Source organism: Brevundimonas sp., from assembly GCF_024711105.1.
In the GTDB taxonomy this organism is placed as follows: Bacteria; Pseudomonadota; Alphaproteobacteria; order Caulobacterales; family Caulobacteraceae; genus Brevundimonas.
In genome coordinates this window covers 1-13,062 of sequence record NZ_JANJTL010000041.1, presented here as the reverse complement: position 1 = coordinate 13,062, position 13,062 = coordinate 1, and the positions used below count along the sequence as shown (strand labels likewise).

General features: G+C 67.0%; 17 protein-coding genes. 1 reads left to right on the top strand and 16 read right to left on the bottom strand.

Annotated features, from left to right (window positions below; translation table 11 throughout):
• The 3 genes from Q0M60_RS03025 to Q0M60_RS03015 form a co-directional block, all read right to left on the bottom strand.
• On the bottom strand, positions 1 to 1,715 hold a 1,715-nt coding region (locus Q0M60_RS03025), incomplete at its 3' end, for an NADH-quinone oxidoreductase subunit L (RefSeq protein WP_296815760.1).
• 9 nt (positions 1,716 to 1,724) lie between these two features.
• The gene (gene nuoK / locus Q0M60_RS03020) at positions 1,725 to 2,033 is read right to left on the bottom strand and encodes an NADH-quinone oxidoreductase subunit NuoK (RefSeq protein ID WP_296815751.1); all 309 of its coding nucleotides are present in this window, start codon (positions 2,031 to 2,033) and stop codon (positions 1,725 to 1,727) included.
• Positions 2,030 to 2,653: an NADH-quinone oxidoreductase subunit J gene (locus Q0M60_RS03015; protein ID WP_296815757.1), complete on the bottom strand. Its 624-nt coding sequence runs from the start codon at positions 2,651 to 2,653 to the stop codon at positions 2,030 to 2,032. Before Q0M60_RS03015 ends, nuoK begins: the two co-directional genes overlap by 4 nt.
• A 214-nt stretch (positions 2,654 to 2,867) precedes the next feature.
• On the opposite strand from Q0M60_RS03015, the gene Q0M60_RS03010 reads away from it, so the two are divergent.
• Positions 2,868 to 3,686, top strand: coding sequence for a methyltransferase domain-containing protein (locus Q0M60_RS03010; protein WP_296815750.1), 819 nt, complete (start codon positions 2,868 to 2,870; stop codon positions 3,684 to 3,686).
• Here Q0M60_RS03010 and Q0M60_RS03005 read toward each other — a convergent pair.
• The 13 genes from Q0M60_RS03005 to Q0M60_RS02945 are packed head-to-tail and all read right to left on the bottom strand — an operon-like array spanning position 3,683 to position 13,050.
• Positions 3,683 to 4,060 carry a diacylglycerol kinase family protein gene (locus Q0M60_RS03005; protein WP_296815747.1) on the bottom strand — a complete coding sequence of 126 codons (378 nt, stop codon included), beginning with the start codon at positions 4,058 to 4,060 and terminating at the stop codon, positions 3,683 to 3,685. The two genes, Q0M60_RS03010 and Q0M60_RS03005, sit on opposite strands and share 4 nt — an antisense overlap.
• The gene (gene nuoI, locus Q0M60_RS03000) at positions 4,060 to 4,551 is read right to left on the bottom strand and encodes an NADH-quinone oxidoreductase subunit NuoI (protein ID WP_296815744.1); all 492 of its coding nucleotides are present in this window, start codon (positions 4,549 to 4,551) and stop codon (positions 4,060 to 4,062) included. The genes Q0M60_RS03005 and nuoI overlap by 1 nt, the downstream gene beginning before the upstream one ends.
• Positions 4,551 to 4,688 (bottom strand): hypothetical protein, encoded by a 138-nt coding sequence (locus Q0M60_RS02995; RefSeq protein WP_296815742.1) that lies wholly within the window; start codon positions 4,686 to 4,688, stop codon positions 4,551 to 4,553. Before Q0M60_RS02995 ends, nuoI begins: the two co-directional genes overlap by 1 nt.
• Positions 4,685 to 4,891, bottom strand: a complete 207-nt coding sequence (locus tag Q0M60_RS02990) for a hypothetical protein (protein ID WP_296815740.1) — start codon at positions 4,889 to 4,891, stop codon at positions 4,685 to 4,687. Before Q0M60_RS02990 ends, Q0M60_RS02995 begins: the two co-directional genes overlap by 4 nt.
• The gene (gene nuoH, locus Q0M60_RS02985) at positions 4,888 to 5,952 is read right to left on the bottom strand and encodes an NADH-quinone oxidoreductase subunit NuoH (RefSeq protein WP_296815737.1); all 1,065 of its coding nucleotides are present in this window, start codon (positions 5,950 to 5,952) and stop codon (positions 4,888 to 4,890) included. The genes Q0M60_RS02990 and nuoH overlap by 4 nt, the downstream gene beginning before the upstream one ends.
• Positions 5,953 to 5,955: 3 nt before the next feature.
• Positions 5,956 to 8,001: an NADH-quinone oxidoreductase subunit NuoG gene (nuoG, locus tag Q0M60_RS02980; RefSeq protein WP_296815733.1), complete on the bottom strand. Its 2,046-nt coding sequence runs from the start codon at positions 7,999 to 8,001 to the stop codon at positions 5,956 to 5,958.
• 4 nt (positions 8,002 to 8,005) lie between these two features.
• On the bottom strand, positions 8,006 to 9,322 hold the full coding sequence (nuoF, locus tag Q0M60_RS02975; RefSeq protein WP_296815730.1) for an NADH-quinone oxidoreductase subunit NuoF: 1,317 nt from the start codon (positions 9,320 to 9,322) through the stop codon (positions 8,006 to 8,008).
• A 2-nt stretch (positions 9,323 to 9,324) separates the two neighbouring features.
• The gene (locus Q0M60_RS02970) at positions 9,325 to 9,591 is read right to left on the bottom strand and encodes a hypothetical protein (protein WP_296815728.1); all 267 of its coding nucleotides are present in this window, start codon (positions 9,589 to 9,591) and stop codon (positions 9,325 to 9,327) included.
• Positions 9,588 to 10,256: an NADH-quinone oxidoreductase subunit NuoE gene (gene nuoE / locus Q0M60_RS02965; RefSeq protein ID WP_296815725.1), complete on the bottom strand. Its 669-nt coding sequence runs from the start codon at positions 10,254 to 10,256 to the stop codon at positions 9,588 to 9,590. Before nuoE ends, Q0M60_RS02970 begins: the two co-directional genes overlap by 4 nt.
• Entirely contained in the window at positions 10,253 to 11,455 is a 1,203-nt protein-coding gene (locus Q0M60_RS02960; protein ID WP_296815722.1) for an NADH-quinone oxidoreductase subunit D, read from the bottom strand. Before Q0M60_RS02960 ends, nuoE begins: the two co-directional genes overlap by 4 nt.
• A 3-nt stretch (positions 11,456 to 11,458) precedes the next feature.
• The gene (locus tag Q0M60_RS02955) at positions 11,459 to 11,845 is read right to left on the bottom strand and encodes a hypothetical protein (protein WP_296815720.1); all 387 of its coding nucleotides are present in this window, start codon (positions 11,843 to 11,845) and stop codon (positions 11,459 to 11,461) included.
• A gap of 3 nt (positions 11,846 to 11,848) precedes the next feature.
• On the bottom strand, positions 11,849 to 12,469 hold the full coding sequence (locus Q0M60_RS02950) for an NADH-quinone oxidoreductase subunit C (RefSeq protein ID WP_296815718.1): 621 nt from the start codon (positions 12,467 to 12,469) through the stop codon (positions 11,849 to 11,851).
• Entirely contained in the window at positions 12,466 to 13,050 is a 585-nt protein-coding gene (locus Q0M60_RS02945) for an NADH-quinone oxidoreductase subunit B family protein (protein WP_296815754.1), read from the bottom strand. The genes Q0M60_RS02950 and Q0M60_RS02945 overlap by 4 nt, the downstream gene beginning before the upstream one ends.
• Positions 13,051 to 13,062: the final 12 nt, after the last annotated feature.

The window sequence follows — 13,062 nt, the reverse complement described above, 5'->3', positions numbered from 1 at the left end:
ACATTGCCACCATAGGCATAGGCGCTTTCGATGATGGCGTCCTTGGAGAAGAAGCCGGCAAAGCCGAAATTGGTGCCCGGGATGCCGACACCGGTCAGGGCCAGCGTGCCAATCATCATCATCGCGTAGGTGATGGGGATCTTCTTGGCCAAGCCACCCATGTTCCGCATGTCCTGCTCATGGTGCATCGCATGGATGACCGAACCGGCGCCAAGGAACAGGAGGGCCTTGAAGAAGGCGTGGGTGAAGAGATGGAAGATGCCGGCCGAATAAGCGCCGACACCCAGGGCCACGAACATGTAGCCCAGCTGCGAACAGGTCGAGTAGGCGATAACGCGCTTGATGTCGTTCTGCACGAGGCCGACCGTCGCCGCGAAGAAGGCGGTGATGGCGCCGATGACGATGACGACCGTCAAAGCGACAGTAGAGGTCTCGAACAGCGGCGACAGGCGCGCGACCATGAAGACGCCGGCGGTCACCATGGTGGCCGCATGGATCAGGGCCGACACCGGGGTCGGGCCTTCCATGGCGTCCGGCAGCCAGGTGTGCAGCAGGAACTGCGCCGACTTGCCCATGGCACCCATGAACAGCAGCAGGGTCACCACCGTCAGGGCGTGCAGGTCCCAGCTCAGGAAGCGCATGGTGTCGTCGGCATGGTCGGCGACGGCATGGAAGGCCCCGTCGAAATCCAGGTGCCCGAGCACCAGGTAGGCGCCGACGCCCGCCGCGAAGAACATGTAACCGAGCTGCGAACAGGTCGAATAGGCGATGACCCGCTTGATGTCGTTCTGGGCCAGGCCGACCGTCGCGGCGAACAGGGCCGTGACCGCGCCGGTGACCGCGATGATCTGCGCCGCGACCGGCGCATACTCGTAGATCGGGCTGAGCAGGCAGACCATGTAGACGCCGGCGGTCACCATGGTGGCCGCGTGGATCAGAGCAGAGACAGGCGTCGGGCCTTCCATGGCGTCCGGCAGCCAGGTGTGCAGGAAGAACTGGGCCGACTTGCCCATGGCGCCGATGAACAGGAGGAAGCCCGCGAGGTCGAGCGCCGACCAGTTGTAGCCCAGGAACTCCCAGGTCGCGCCCGCGCGAGCCTCGATCAACGGGAACAGCTCGGCGAACTCGATCGTGCCGAACATCCAGAAGACGGTCATGATCCCGAGCGCGAAGCCGAAGTCGCCGACCCGGTTGACCACGAAGGCCTTGATGGCGGCGGCCGAGGCCGTCGGCTTCTTGAACCAGAATCCGATCAGCAGATAGGACGCCAGGCCCACCCCTTCCCAGCCGAAGAACAGCTGCATGAAGTCGGCGGCAGTCACCAGCGCCAGCATGGCGAAGGTGAACAGCGACAGATAGGCGAAGAACCGCGGCTTGTCCGGGTCCTCGGCCATGTAACCCCAGGAGTAGAGGTGCACGAGCGCCGACACGGTCGTGACCACGATCAGCATCACCGCCGACAGGGCGTCGATCCGGATCGACCAGGCCGACTGGAAGTCGCCGATGTTGATGAAGGGCAGCAGCCGGAGCGTGAAGGCTTCGAGCCCGCCCCAGGTGTGCTGGCTGAAGACGTACCAGCCGATGGCGCACGACAGGAACAGCAGGCCCGTGGTCACGGCCATCGAGGCCGTGTCGCCGATGCGGCGCCCGGTCAGGCCGGCGATCATGGCGCCGATCAGCGGCGCGAAGACGCCGATAGTGACGAGGGTTTCGATCGGCACGCGTCAGCCCTTCATCACGGAGGCGTCGTCGACCGCGATGTCGCCGCGGTTGCGGAAGAAGGTCACCAGGATGGCCAGGCCGACGGCGGCCTCGGCGGCCGCGACGGTCAGCACGAACATCGCCATGATCTGCCCGGCCACGTCGTTCAGGTGGGTCGAGAAGGCCACGAAGTTGATGTTCACGGCCAGGAGGATCAGCTCGATCGACATCAGGATGATGATGACGTTCTTGCGGTTCACGAAGATGCCGAAGACCCCGATGGTGAACAGGATCGCGGCGACCGCCAGATAGTGGGCGAGGCCGATGGTCATACGAGGTCCTCCGGCCGCATCCCCTTGCCGGTGACCGGCTGAGTCATGGCCACGGCCTTCTTGCGGTCACGGCCGACCTGGTCGGCGATCTTCTGGCGGCGCACGTGCGGCTTGTGCCGCAGGGTCAGGACGATGGCCCCGATCATGGCGACCAGCAGCACGACGCCGGCCGCCTGGAAGATGTAGACGTAGTCCGTATAGAGCACCCGGCCGATGGCCTCGGCATTGGTCATGTCGGGGTTGATGTCGATCGGCTGCGCCCCGCGGGCCGCGCCGCGCGCCGCGACGGCGGACGACACCAGGATCATCTCGATCAGCAGCACCGCCGCCACAATGGTCGCGAACGGTAGGTAGCGCGCGAAGCCTTCGCGCAGCTTTAGGAAGTCGACGTCCAGCATCATGACGACGAACAGGAACAGCACCGCCACCGCGCCGACGTAGACGACGACCAGCAGCATGGCGAGGAACTCTGCCCCCATGAGCACGAACAGGCCGGCCGCCGAGAAGAACGACGTGATCAGCCACAGCACCGAGTGCACGGGATTCGACGCCAGCACGACCCGGAGGGCCGCGATCACGCTGACGGCGGACAGGACATAGAAGGCGATCGCCTGGATCATGCGGCCTGATGAGCCTCCGATGCGATCCGCCGCGCGGCCGCGTGGGTGGTGGACGCCGGAACGGCCAAGCGCGAATCCGCGCATCGGCCCGCCCCAAACTCGGCGCCCTTCTAGACCGCGAAAATCGGCTTTGCAAAGCCGGATCGGCCGCAAGTTACGGATGGCCAAACGGCGCCGAAACGCCCATCTGAACGTTGCTCGACCGGAGGCCGACATGAGCGATCAGGAACGGGACTATCTGCTTGGCACCCACGACGTGGAGGTCCAGCGCCTGGGGCTGCAGCACCGGGTCTGGCGCCCGCGCGTGCTCGACGCCTGGCGGCGCGCCGGGATCACCGTCGGCTCCCGCGTCGTCGACGCCGGCGCGGGGCCCGGCTGGGCCAGCCTGGACCTCGCCGAGATCGTCGCGCCCGAAGGGCGCGTCCACGCCTTCGAGCGCTCGCACCGCTTCCTGGAGTTCCTCAACGGCGCCGCCGCCAGCCGGGGCCTCGGCAACATCGACACCGCCGAGATCGACCTCGTCGACGATGTCCTTCCCGTCGATGGAGTGGACGCCTTCTGGGTCCGCTGGGTGCTCGCCTTCGTCAGCGATCCTCGCGCCGTGCTGGAGAAGCTGGCGCGCACCCTTCGGCCGGGCGGCGTGGCGGTCATTCACGAATATCTGGACTACGAAACCTGGTCCTTCGCCCCGGACCTGCCGACCCAGGTCGAGTTCCGGCGCATGGTCACCGACGACTGGCGCGCCTCGGGCGGGGAGCCGGACATCGCCCGATCCTTCCCTGCCCTGCTGCCCGAGGTCGGTCTCAAGATCAGGTCGCTCCGCCCGATCGTCGATGTCGTCTCGCCCGACAACTTCGTCTGGCAGTGGCCCGCGTCCTTCATCAAGACCTACCCTCTCCACCTGGTCGAATCCGGCAAGGTCGACCAGGCCTGGGCCGACCGGGTCATCGGGGATTTCGAAAAGGCCGAACGTGACCCGCGCTCGGTCATGGTCACGCCCATGGTCCTCGAGGTGATCGCGGAACGGGTCTAGGCCACGCCGGCGAGATACGGCCAGAACACGATCCCGCCGATAATGGCGGCCGCGATGGCCGCGACCAAGACGGCCGCCGCCGCTACGTCCTTGGCGCGCTGCACCGAGCTATGAAGCTCGGGTGAGACCACATCGCAGAGATGCTCGAACGCTGTGTTGGTGATCTCGGCGACCCAAACGACGGCCACCGCGGCGATCAGCCAAAGCCAGTCGCGGGGCTCCACGCGCAGGGCGACGGCCGCGCCTGCGACACCCAGGGTCGCAATCAGGTGAAGCCACGCGTTGTGTTGTGTCCGCAGGACAAACAGCAGTCCCGCCAGGGCGTAGCGAAAGCTCTTCAATCGGCCGAGGATCGAGAACCCCCGTCCCGACATCACCGATACGGCGCGTCCATCTCGAGCATCTTGGCGATCTCGCGTTCCCAGCGGTCGCCGTTCGCGAGCAGGCGCTCCTTGTCGTAGTAGAGCTCCTCGCGGGTCTCGGTGGCGAACTCGAGGTTCGGGCCCTCGACAATCGCGTCCACCGGGCAGGCCTCCTGGCACAGGCCGCAGTAGATGCACTTCACCATGTCGATGTCGTAGCGGGTCGTGCGGCGGCTGCCGTCGGCGCGCGGTTCGGCCTCGATGGTGATGGCCTGAGCGGGGCACACGGCCTCGCACAGCTTGCAGGCGATGCAGCGCTCTTCCCCGTTCGGATAGCGGCGCAGCGCATGCTCGCCGCGGAAGCGGGGCGACTGCGGGTTGCGCTCGAACGGGTAGTTCACCGTGGCCTTCGGCCGCAGCATGTACTTCACCGACAGGCCGACCGCGCCGATCACGTCCAGCATCATCGCGCCCTTGGCGGCCTGGGCGATACGGTTGAGCATCAGAAGTCTCCATACGGGCAGCGCACGTCCGCCCGGCAATAGTGGCCCCCGCTCTCGCGGTGCTGGATCGTGCCCATGCAGCCGCTGAGCATCAGCACCCCGAGCAGGGCGCCGACCAGGACGAGTCGCCCCCTCATCGGTTCCCCCGCCCGCAGTCGCGCTCGTAGCGATCAGTCTCGGGATCCAGCATCGAGCACAGCCGCTGCCGCTCGGCCTCCTGCTGACGGATGCGCTCCTGGCGCTCCAATTCGGCCATGACGTCGGTCGAGCCCGGCTCGGGCCCGTCGATGGTGCAGGCGCCGGCCATGAGCGCCAGGCCGATGACGGCGAGACGCATCATGCCTGAACCCCGAACACGCGCCAGGCCGAGACCAGCACCACGGCCACCAGCGAGGTCGGCAGGAAGATCTTCCAGCCCAGGCGCATCAGCTGGTCGTAGCGGTAGCGAGGCACGAAGGCCTTCACCATGGCGATCATGGTGAACCAGAAGACCGTCTTCACGAAGAAGACGCCGAAGTAGAACAGGTTCGCCACCCACTGCGGCCAGCTGGCCAGGAAGTCGGTCGGGAAGCCCGGATTCCACCCGCCGAAGAACAGCAGGGTGATCATGGCGCACATGAAGACGATGTTGGCGTACTCGCCGATCATGAAAAGCAGGTACGGGGTCGAGCTGTATTCCACCTGATAGCCGGCCACGAGTTCGGACTCGGCCTCCGGCAGGTCGAACGGCGGCCGGTTCGTCTCGGCCAGGGCCGAAATGAAGAAGATGATCGCCATCGGGAACATCACCACGATCAGCGGCAGGGTCGCGAGACCCCCGCCGAAGGCGTACCAGTTCCAGATCCAGCCCGACTGCTGATTGACGATCTGGGTCAGGTTCATGCTGCCGGCCAGCAGGATGACATTGATGATCACCAGGCCGATCGAGACCTCGTAGGACACCATCTGCGCGGCCGAGCGCAGCGATCCAAGGAACGGGTACTTCGAGTTCGAAGCCCAGCCGCCCATGATGATGCCGTACACGCCCAGCGAACTGATCGCGAAGATGTAGAGGATCCCGACGTTCAGGTCGGAGATCACCCAGCCCGGGGCGAACGGGATCACGGCCCAGGCGATGAAGGCCAGGATGAAGGTGATCAGCGGGGCCAGCAGGAACACCGTCTTGTCGGCGCCGGCCGGGACGATGACCTCCTTCAGCACGAACTTGAAGAAGTCCGCGAACGACTGGAGCAGGCCGAACGGGCCGACCACGTTCGGGCCTTTGCGCATCTGCACGCCAGCCCAGATCTTCCGGTCCGCCAGCAGCAGGAAGGCGAGCGAGATCAGGATGCCGACCGTGACCAGAAGGATCTGGCCGGCGGTGATCAGGGTCCAGCCGAGGGGGGTGGTCCAGAATTCCATCGCCTACTCCGCCGCCATCAGCCGGGGCTGGACGCGCTCGGCCGACAGTTCGGCCATGACGTCGCTCGCGCGCAGGATGGGGTTGGTCATGTACGGGTCCTCGACCGGGGCGTTGAACGCCGCCTCGCCGAGGTCGCCCTTCCTGCCGAGCGCGCCCAGGTCGAACGGGCGCGGCTCCGGCACATAGTCGATCCGGCCAAACGTCGGATGGTCGCCCATCAGGCGGTCGCGCAGCTGGTCCAGGGTGTCGTACGGCAGGGTCTTGCCCATGACCTCGGACAGGGCCCGCAGGATGGTCCAGTCCTCCTTGGCGTCGCCCTTCGGGAAGACGACGCGCTCGGCCATCTGAACCCGGCCCTCGGTGTTGACGTAGAGGCCCGGCTTTTCGGTGTAGGCCGCGCCCGGCAGGATGACGTCCGCGCCGTGCGCGCCACGGTCGCCGTGACTGCCCAGATAGACCTTGAAGGCGCCCGTGGCCGAGCTTTCGACCTCGTCGGCGCCCAGCAGGAACAGCACGTCCAGCGCGCCGGTCTTGAGCATCTCGCGCGTCGACAGGCCGCCGGCGCCCGGCACGAAGCCCATGTCCAGACCCGCCACGCGCGAGGCGGCCGAGTGCAGCACGTTGAAGCCGTTCCAGCCGTCCTTCACGACGCCGACCTTCTTGGCCAGGGCGCCGATAGCGTTCAGCACCGCCTCGCCGTTGAGGCCGGACAGCGCCGCCGACCCGACGATGATCGCCGGCCGCTCGGCCTTCGACAGGAAGTCCAGCGAACCCTTCGGCGGCTTGGCCAGGGTCTGAGCCCCGGCGCCGAGCCAGGCGTAGTCGAACGTCAGGTCGGCCCGCGCGCCGATCAGGGCCGATTCCATCCCGCCCTTCAGCCAGGCCTTGCGCAGGCGCGCGTTCAGCAGCGGCGCCTCCCGGCGGGGATCGACCCCGATCATCAGGATCGCGTCGGCCTGCTCGATGCCGGCCAGGCCGGTGTTGAACAGCCAGCCTTCGCGCGGACCGACGCCGAGCGCCGAGCCGTCCTGGCGGCAGTCGGTGTTGGCCGAGCCGAGCGACCGGAACAGGTCCAGCGTCGCCTTCATGGATTCCGCGTCCTGCAGGTCGCCGGCGATGACGCCGATGCGATTCGGGCCGGCGGAGACCAGCTTGTCGGCCACGACGCCCAGCGCCTCGGCCCAGCTGGCTTCGCGCAGCTTGCCGTTCTCGCGCACCCAGGGCCGGTCCAGGCGACGCCGCAACAGGCCGTCGACACCGTAACGGCTGCGGTCGGCCAGCCATTCCTCGTTGATGCCCTCATGCACGCGCGGAAGGATGCGCATCACCTCCGGCCCGCGGCTGTCGACGCGGATGTTGGAGCCGAGCGCGTCCATCACGTCGATGGACTCGGTCTTCTTCAGCTCCCACGGACGATAGTGGTACTGCCACGGCCGGTGAGTCAGGGCGCCGACGGGGCACAGGTCGTTGACGTTGCCCGACAGCTCGCTGTCGACCGACTTCTCCAGATAGGTCGCGATCTCGGCGCCCTCGCCGCGCGACAGCAGGCCGATGTCCGACACGCCCGCGACCTCGGTCACGAACCGGACGCAGCGGGTGCACTGGATGCAGCGCGTCATGAAGGTCTTGATGGTCGGACCCATGTGCTTTTCTTCGACCGCGCGCTTGTTCTCCGCATAGCGGGACGCGTCGCGGCCGTAGCCCATGGCCTGATCCTGCAGGTCGCACTCGCCGCCCTGGTCACAGATCGGGCAGTCCAGCGGGTGGTTGATGAGCAGGAACTCCATCACCCCCTTGCGGGCCTTCTCCACCATGGGCGTCTTGGTGAAGATCTCCTGGCCGTCGGCGGCCGGCAGCGCGCAACTCGCCTGCGGCTTGGGCGGCCCGGGCTTCACCTCGACCAGGCACATGCGGCAGTTGCCGGCGATGGACAGCCGCTCGTGGTAGCAGAAGCGCGGGATCTCCTCCCCGGCGCGCTCCGCCACCTGGAGCACGGTCATCCCGGGCTCGAACTCGACTTCCTGTCCGTTGACCTTGGCGATGGGCATCGGGTTACTCCGCCGCGATGGCGTGGCCGGCGAAGTTCGCGCGGCGGCTGCGGTAGTTGGAGATCCGCTCTTCGATCTCGTGACGGAAGTGGCGGATCAGGCCCTGCACCGGCCAGGCGGCGGCGTCGCCGAGTGCGCAGATGGTGTGACCCTCGACCTGGCCGGCGACGTCGAGCAGCAGGTCGATCTCCGACGGGTCGGCCTCGCCGATCGCCATCCGCTCCAGCACCCGCCACATCCAACCGGTGCCTTCGCGGCACGGCGTGCACTGGCCGCAGCTCTCATGCTTGTAGAAATAGCTGATGCGGGCGATCGCCTTCACCAGATCGGTGCTTTCGTCCATAACGATGACGGCGGCCGTTCCCAGCCCCGACCTCATCTCGCGAAGCGAGTCGAAGTCCATCAGGGCGACCTCGGACATCTCGCGGGTGATCAGCGGCACGGACGAGCCGCCCGGGATCACGGCCTTCAGGTTGCCCCAGCCCCCACGCACGCCGCCGCAGTGCTCTTCGAGCAGCTGCTTCAGCGGGATCGACATGGCCTCTTCCACGTTGCACGGCTTGTTCACGTGGCCGGAGATGCACATCAGCTTGGTGCCGGTGTTGTTCTGCCTGCCAAAGCCCGCGAACCAGTCCGCGCCGCGGCGCCGGATGGTGCCGACGACCGCGATCGACTCGACGTTGTTCACCGTCGTCGGGCAGCCGTAGAGGCCCGCGCCCGCCGGGAACGGCGGCTTAAGGCGCGGCTGGCCCTTCTTGCCCTCGAGGCTTTCGAGCAGCGCCGTCTCCTCGCCGCAGATGTAGGCCCCTGCGCCGTGGTGGACGTAGATGTCGAAGTCCCAGCCGTGGATGTTGTTCTTGCCGACCAGCCGGGCCTCGTAGGCCTGCTTGATCGCTTCCTCGAGCACCTCGCGCTCGCGGACGTATTCGCCCCGGATGTAGATGTAGCAGGCGTGCGCCTGCATCGCGAAGGAGGCGATCAGGCAGCCTTCGATCAGCAGGTGCGGATCGTGCCGCATGATCTCGCGGTCCTTGCAGGTGCCTGGCTCGGACTCGTCGGCGTTGACCACGAGGTAGTGCGGACGGCCCTCGCGGACCTCCTTGGGCATGAAGGACCACTTCAGCCCGGTGGAGAAGCCGGCCCCGCCCCGACCGCGCAGGCCGGAGTTCTTGATGTTGTCGATGATCCAGGCCGGGCCCATGGCGATCATGTCCGCCGTGGCGTTCCAGCAGCCGCGCTTCTTCGCCCCCTCCAGGCCCCAGTCATGGAACCCGTAGAGGTTGGTGAAGATGCGGTCCTTGTCTTCGAGGATTCCGACCATGCTTATGCGTTCTCCGCCATGCGGCGACGGTGGTGGCGGGTTCTGAGGAAGATGGCGGCCAGCAGCAGCGCCCAACCGATCGCCAGCAGGCCATAGCCGACGCTGACGGCCAGGTCCGGCCAGCCCTGCACCCAGGCGCCGAGCGAGGCGAGCAGCGCGCCAGCCAGGACGAGCGCGAAGCCGCCCAGCCGCCACGGCCGAGCCACGGCGCGAAGCTCGTCGCGATAGGCCTTCAGGCCCGCGTCCGTGCTCAGGTCCGGCCGGGTCATGCCGGCTCCTTCTTGGGCTCGCTGTTCGGGAGCCGCTTGATCGGCCTGGCCGCCGAGCCGTCGTAGAGCTTGGGATCCGTCAGCGTCAGCGGCCCGCCCTCGGGCGCCGACGTCTGCCGATCCACGCGCGGACCCGGCGCCGGGTTCTTGCCGGCCGCGAAGTCGTCGATGATCTTCTCGAGGTCGGCGGGGGTCAGGTCTTCGAAATAGTAGTCGTTGATCTGGGCCATGGGCGCGTTCACGCAGGCGCCGAGACACTCGACCTCCTGCCAGGTGAAGCGGCCGTCGGCGCTCAGCTTGTCCTTGGGGCCGATCCGGCTGCGGCACACATCCATCAGCTCGCCGGCGCCCCGGATCATGCACGGCGTCGTGCCGCAGATCTGAATCAGTGCGGCCTTACCGACCGGCTCCAGCTGGAACATGGTGTAGAAGGTCGCGACCTCCAGCACCCGGATGACGGGCATGCCGAGCAGATCGGCGATGGCCCGCATGGCCGGCTCGGAGACCCAGCCTTCCTGCTTCTGGACCAGCCACAGGATCGGGATCACCGCCGACTGGCGGCGCTCGGCCGGGTACTTGGCGATCCACCACTCGGCCTTCTGCATCGTCTCCTTGGCGAAGGCGAACGAGGCCGGTTGCTCCTTGGCGAGGCGACGGGCGCTCATCGGTCCACTTCTCCGAAGACGATATCCAGGCTGCCGAGGATGGCGGACACGTCGGCCAGCATGTGGCCGCGGTTCATCCAGTCCATGGCCTGCAGGTGCTTGAAGCCCGGCGCGCAGATCTTCGCGCGATACGGCTTGTTGGTGCCGTCGGACACCAGATAGACGCCGAACTCGCCCTTGGGCGCCTCGACGGCCGCATAGACCTCGCCCGGCGGGGTGCGGAATCCCTCGGTGTAGAGCTTGAAGTGGTGGATCAGCGCTTCCATCGAGCGCTTCATCTCGCCACGGCGCGGCGGGACCACCTTGTTGTCCTGAGTGATCACCGGCCCGGGGTTTTTCCGCAGCCGGTCAATGCACTGGTGCATGATCCTGATGGACTGCTTCATCTCTTCCACGCGGCAGAGATAGCGATCCCAGCAGTCGCCGTTCTTGCCGACCGGCACGTCGAACTCGAGCTCGGCGTAGCACTCGTACGGCTGGCTGCGGCGCAGGTCCCAGGCGATGTCCGAGCCGCGCAGCATCACGCCCGAGAAGCCCCAGGCCAGCGCCTGCTCCTTGGACACCACGCCGATGTCGACGTTGCGCTGCTTGAAGATGCGGTTCTCGGTGACGAGGCTCTCGATGTCCTTGAGCGCCGCCGGGAACTCCTTGGCCCACTTCTCGATGTCGTCGATCAGCTCGGGCGGCAGGTCCTGGTGCACGCCGCCGGGCCGGATGTAGTTGGCGTGCAGGCGCGAGCCGGACGCCCGCTCGTAGAACACCATCAGCTTCTCGCGCTCCTCGAAGCCCCACAGGGGCGGCGTCAGGGCGCCGACGTCCATCGCCTGGGTGGTGATGTTCAGCAGGTGGTTCAGGATCCGGCCGATTTCCGAATAGAGCACCCGGATCAGCTGGCCGCGGTAAGGCACTTCCAGCCCGACCAGCTTCTCGATGGCCAGGCACCAGGCGTGCTCCTGGTTCATCGGCGCGACGTAGTCGAGGCGGTCGAAGTACGGGATGTTCTGGAGGTAGGTCCGCGCCTCCATCAGCTTTTCGGTGCCGCGGTGCAGCAGGCCGATGTGCGGATCCACCCGCTCGACGATCTCGCCGTCCAGCTCCAGCACCAGGCGCAGCACGCCGTGCGCGGCCGGGTGCTGCGGGCCGAAGTTGATCGTGAATTTGCGGTCGTCGTCGACCGCCGGCTTCATGTCGTCAGCCATGCGTCAGTCCTCGATGCCCGACCGGCGTCGGCTGAAGGCCACCAGCACCCCGAGCGCCAGCGTGAGCAGCCCCATGCCCGACACGGCGGCCGTCGAAATCCGCCACTCGTTGGTCAGCACGGCCTGCGCCAGCGGCGTGGACAACAGGATGGCCGAGGCGCCGAGCAGCGCGCTCTGCAGTTCCGACGCGGTCATGCGCCGGATGCCTGCGCCGACCGCCAGACAGACGACCGCGACCATGATGGCCAGCCCCAGCGTCTGGGTGTCCTCCGCCGGAATGATCGGCGCGCGCGTGAACCATCCCGTGAGCCGCGCTCCCAGGATGAACAGGAAGGCGGTCGAGAAGGTCACCAGAAAGAAGGAGGCGGCGGAACGAAAGGCCGTCTGCATGGGTCATGTCCCCGCCTTCTCGTCGCCCGGAAGCACGCCCGACCATCGGGCGTACTCGGCGCCTTCCCACGGCGAAAGGAAATCGAACTGACGGAATTCCTGGTTCAGCTTGACGGGCTCATAGACCACCCGGCGCTGCTCCTCGTCGTAACGGACCTCCACATACCCGGTCATCGGGAAGTCCTTGCGAAGGGGGTGCCCTTCGAACCCATAGTCGGTCAGCAGGCGGCGCAGGTCGGGGTGACCGTCGAACCACATGCCGTACATGTCGTAGGCCTCGCGCTCGAACCACTCGGCGTTCGGATAGACCGGGATCGCCGTCGGCACGGGCTGCTGCTCGTCGGTCTTCACCTTGATGCGGATGCGCTCGTTCCGGGTCAGGGACAGCAGGTGGTAGATCACCTCGAACCGCTCGGCCCGCGCCGGATAGTCGGCGCCGCACAGGTCGACCAGCTGCTGGAAGCCCATCGCTTTCAGCGCGCCCAGCACCGGCACGATCTGCGTCCGCTGAACCGTCAGCGTGACCTCGCCGAACGCGATCTTCGTGTCGACCAGCGCCTTGCCGCAGGCTTTGCCCGCGCCCTTGGCCAGCGCCGCCAGAGCCTTCTTCGAGGGCGCGCTCATCGTTCGATCGTCCCGGTGCGGCGGATTTTCTTCTGCAGTTGCAGCAGCCCGTACAGCAGCGCCTCCGCCGTGGGCGGACAGCCAGGAACGTAGACGTCGACCGGCACAATCCTGTCGCATCCACGAACAACACTGTAACTATAGTGGTAGTACCCGCCGCCGTTGGCGCAACTACCCATGGAAACCACGTAACGCGGGTCCGGCATCTGGTCGTATACTTTGCGAAGCGCCGGCGCCATCTTGTTGGTCAGGGTGCCGGCGACAATCATCAGGTCCGACTGGCGCGGGCTGGCCCGCGGCGCCATGCCGAACCGCTCCATGTCGTAGCGCGGCATCGAGGCCTGCATCATCTCGACCGCGCAGCAGGCCAGGCCGAAGGTCATCCACATCAGCGAGCCGGTGCGGGCCCAGGTGATGACGTCGTCCAGCGGCGCGGTGACGAAGCCCTTCTCGCCCAGCTCGGCGTTGACCGCCTCGAAGAAGCGGTCGTGCTTGGCCGGATCATAGCCCTCGACCGTCGAACGGGCGGCCAGGCCGTAGGGCGTCGCCGGCGACGCACCCTGCGTCCCGGTCGCCAGCAGCGGCTTGGCGTC

Excerpts from the sequence above, each read along its gene's own strand:
- nuoK (WP_296815751.1), bottom strand. The coding sequence starts at position 2,033 with ATGACCATCGGCCTCGCCCACTATCTGGCGGTCGCCGCGATCCTGTTC.
- Q0M60_RS03015 (WP_296815757.1), bottom strand. The coding sequence starts at position 2,653 with ATGATCCAGGCGATCGCCTTCTATGTCCTGTCCGCCGTCAGCGTGATC.
- Q0M60_RS03010 (WP_296815750.1), top strand. The coding sequence starts at position 2,868 with ATGAGCGATCAGGAACGGGACTATCTGCTTGGCACCCACGACGTGGAG.
- Q0M60_RS03005 (WP_296815747.1), bottom strand. The coding sequence starts at position 4,060 with ATGTCGGGACGGGGGTTCTCGATCCTCGGCCGATTGAAGAGCTTTCGC.
- nuoI (WP_296815744.1), bottom strand. The coding sequence starts at position 4,551 with ATGCTCAACCGTATCGCCCAGGCCGCCAAGGGCGCGATGATGCTGGAC.
- Q0M60_RS02995 (WP_296815742.1), bottom strand. The coding sequence starts at position 4,688 with ATGAGGGGGCGACTCGTCCTGGTCGGCGCCCTGCTCGGGGTGCTGATG.
- Q0M60_RS02990 (WP_296815740.1), bottom strand. The coding sequence starts at position 4,891 with ATGATGCGTCTCGCCGTCATCGGCCTGGCGCTCATGGCCGGCGCCTGC.
- nuoH (WP_296815737.1), bottom strand. The coding sequence starts at position 5,952 with ATGGAATTCTGGACCACCCCCCTCGGCTGGACCCTGATCACCGCCGGC.
- nuoG (WP_296815733.1), bottom strand. The coding sequence starts at position 8,001 with ATGCCCATCGCCAAGGTCAACGGACAGGAAGTCGAGTTCGAGCCCGGG.
- nuoF (WP_296815730.1), bottom strand. The coding sequence starts at position 9,322 with ATGGTCGGAATCCTCGAAGACAAGGACCGCATCTTCACCAACCTCTAC.
- Q0M60_RS02970 (WP_296815728.1), bottom strand. The coding sequence starts at position 9,591 with ATGACCCGGCCGGACCTGAGCACGGACGCGGGCCTGAAGGCCTATCGC.
- nuoE (WP_296815725.1), bottom strand. The coding sequence starts at position 10,256 with ATGAGCGCCCGTCGCCTCGCCAAGGAGCAACCGGCCTCGTTCGCCTTC.
- Q0M60_RS02960 (WP_296815722.1), bottom strand. The coding sequence starts at position 11,455 with ATGGCTGACGACATGAAGCCGGCGGTCGACGACGACCGCAAATTCACG.
- Q0M60_RS02955 (WP_296815720.1), bottom strand. The coding sequence starts at position 11,845 with ATGCAGACGGCCTTTCGTTCCGCCGCCTCCTTCTTTCTGGTGACCTTC.
- Q0M60_RS02950 (WP_296815718.1), bottom strand. The coding sequence starts at position 12,469 with ATGAGCGCGCCCTCGAAGAAGGCTCTGGCGGCGCTGGCCAAGGGCGCG.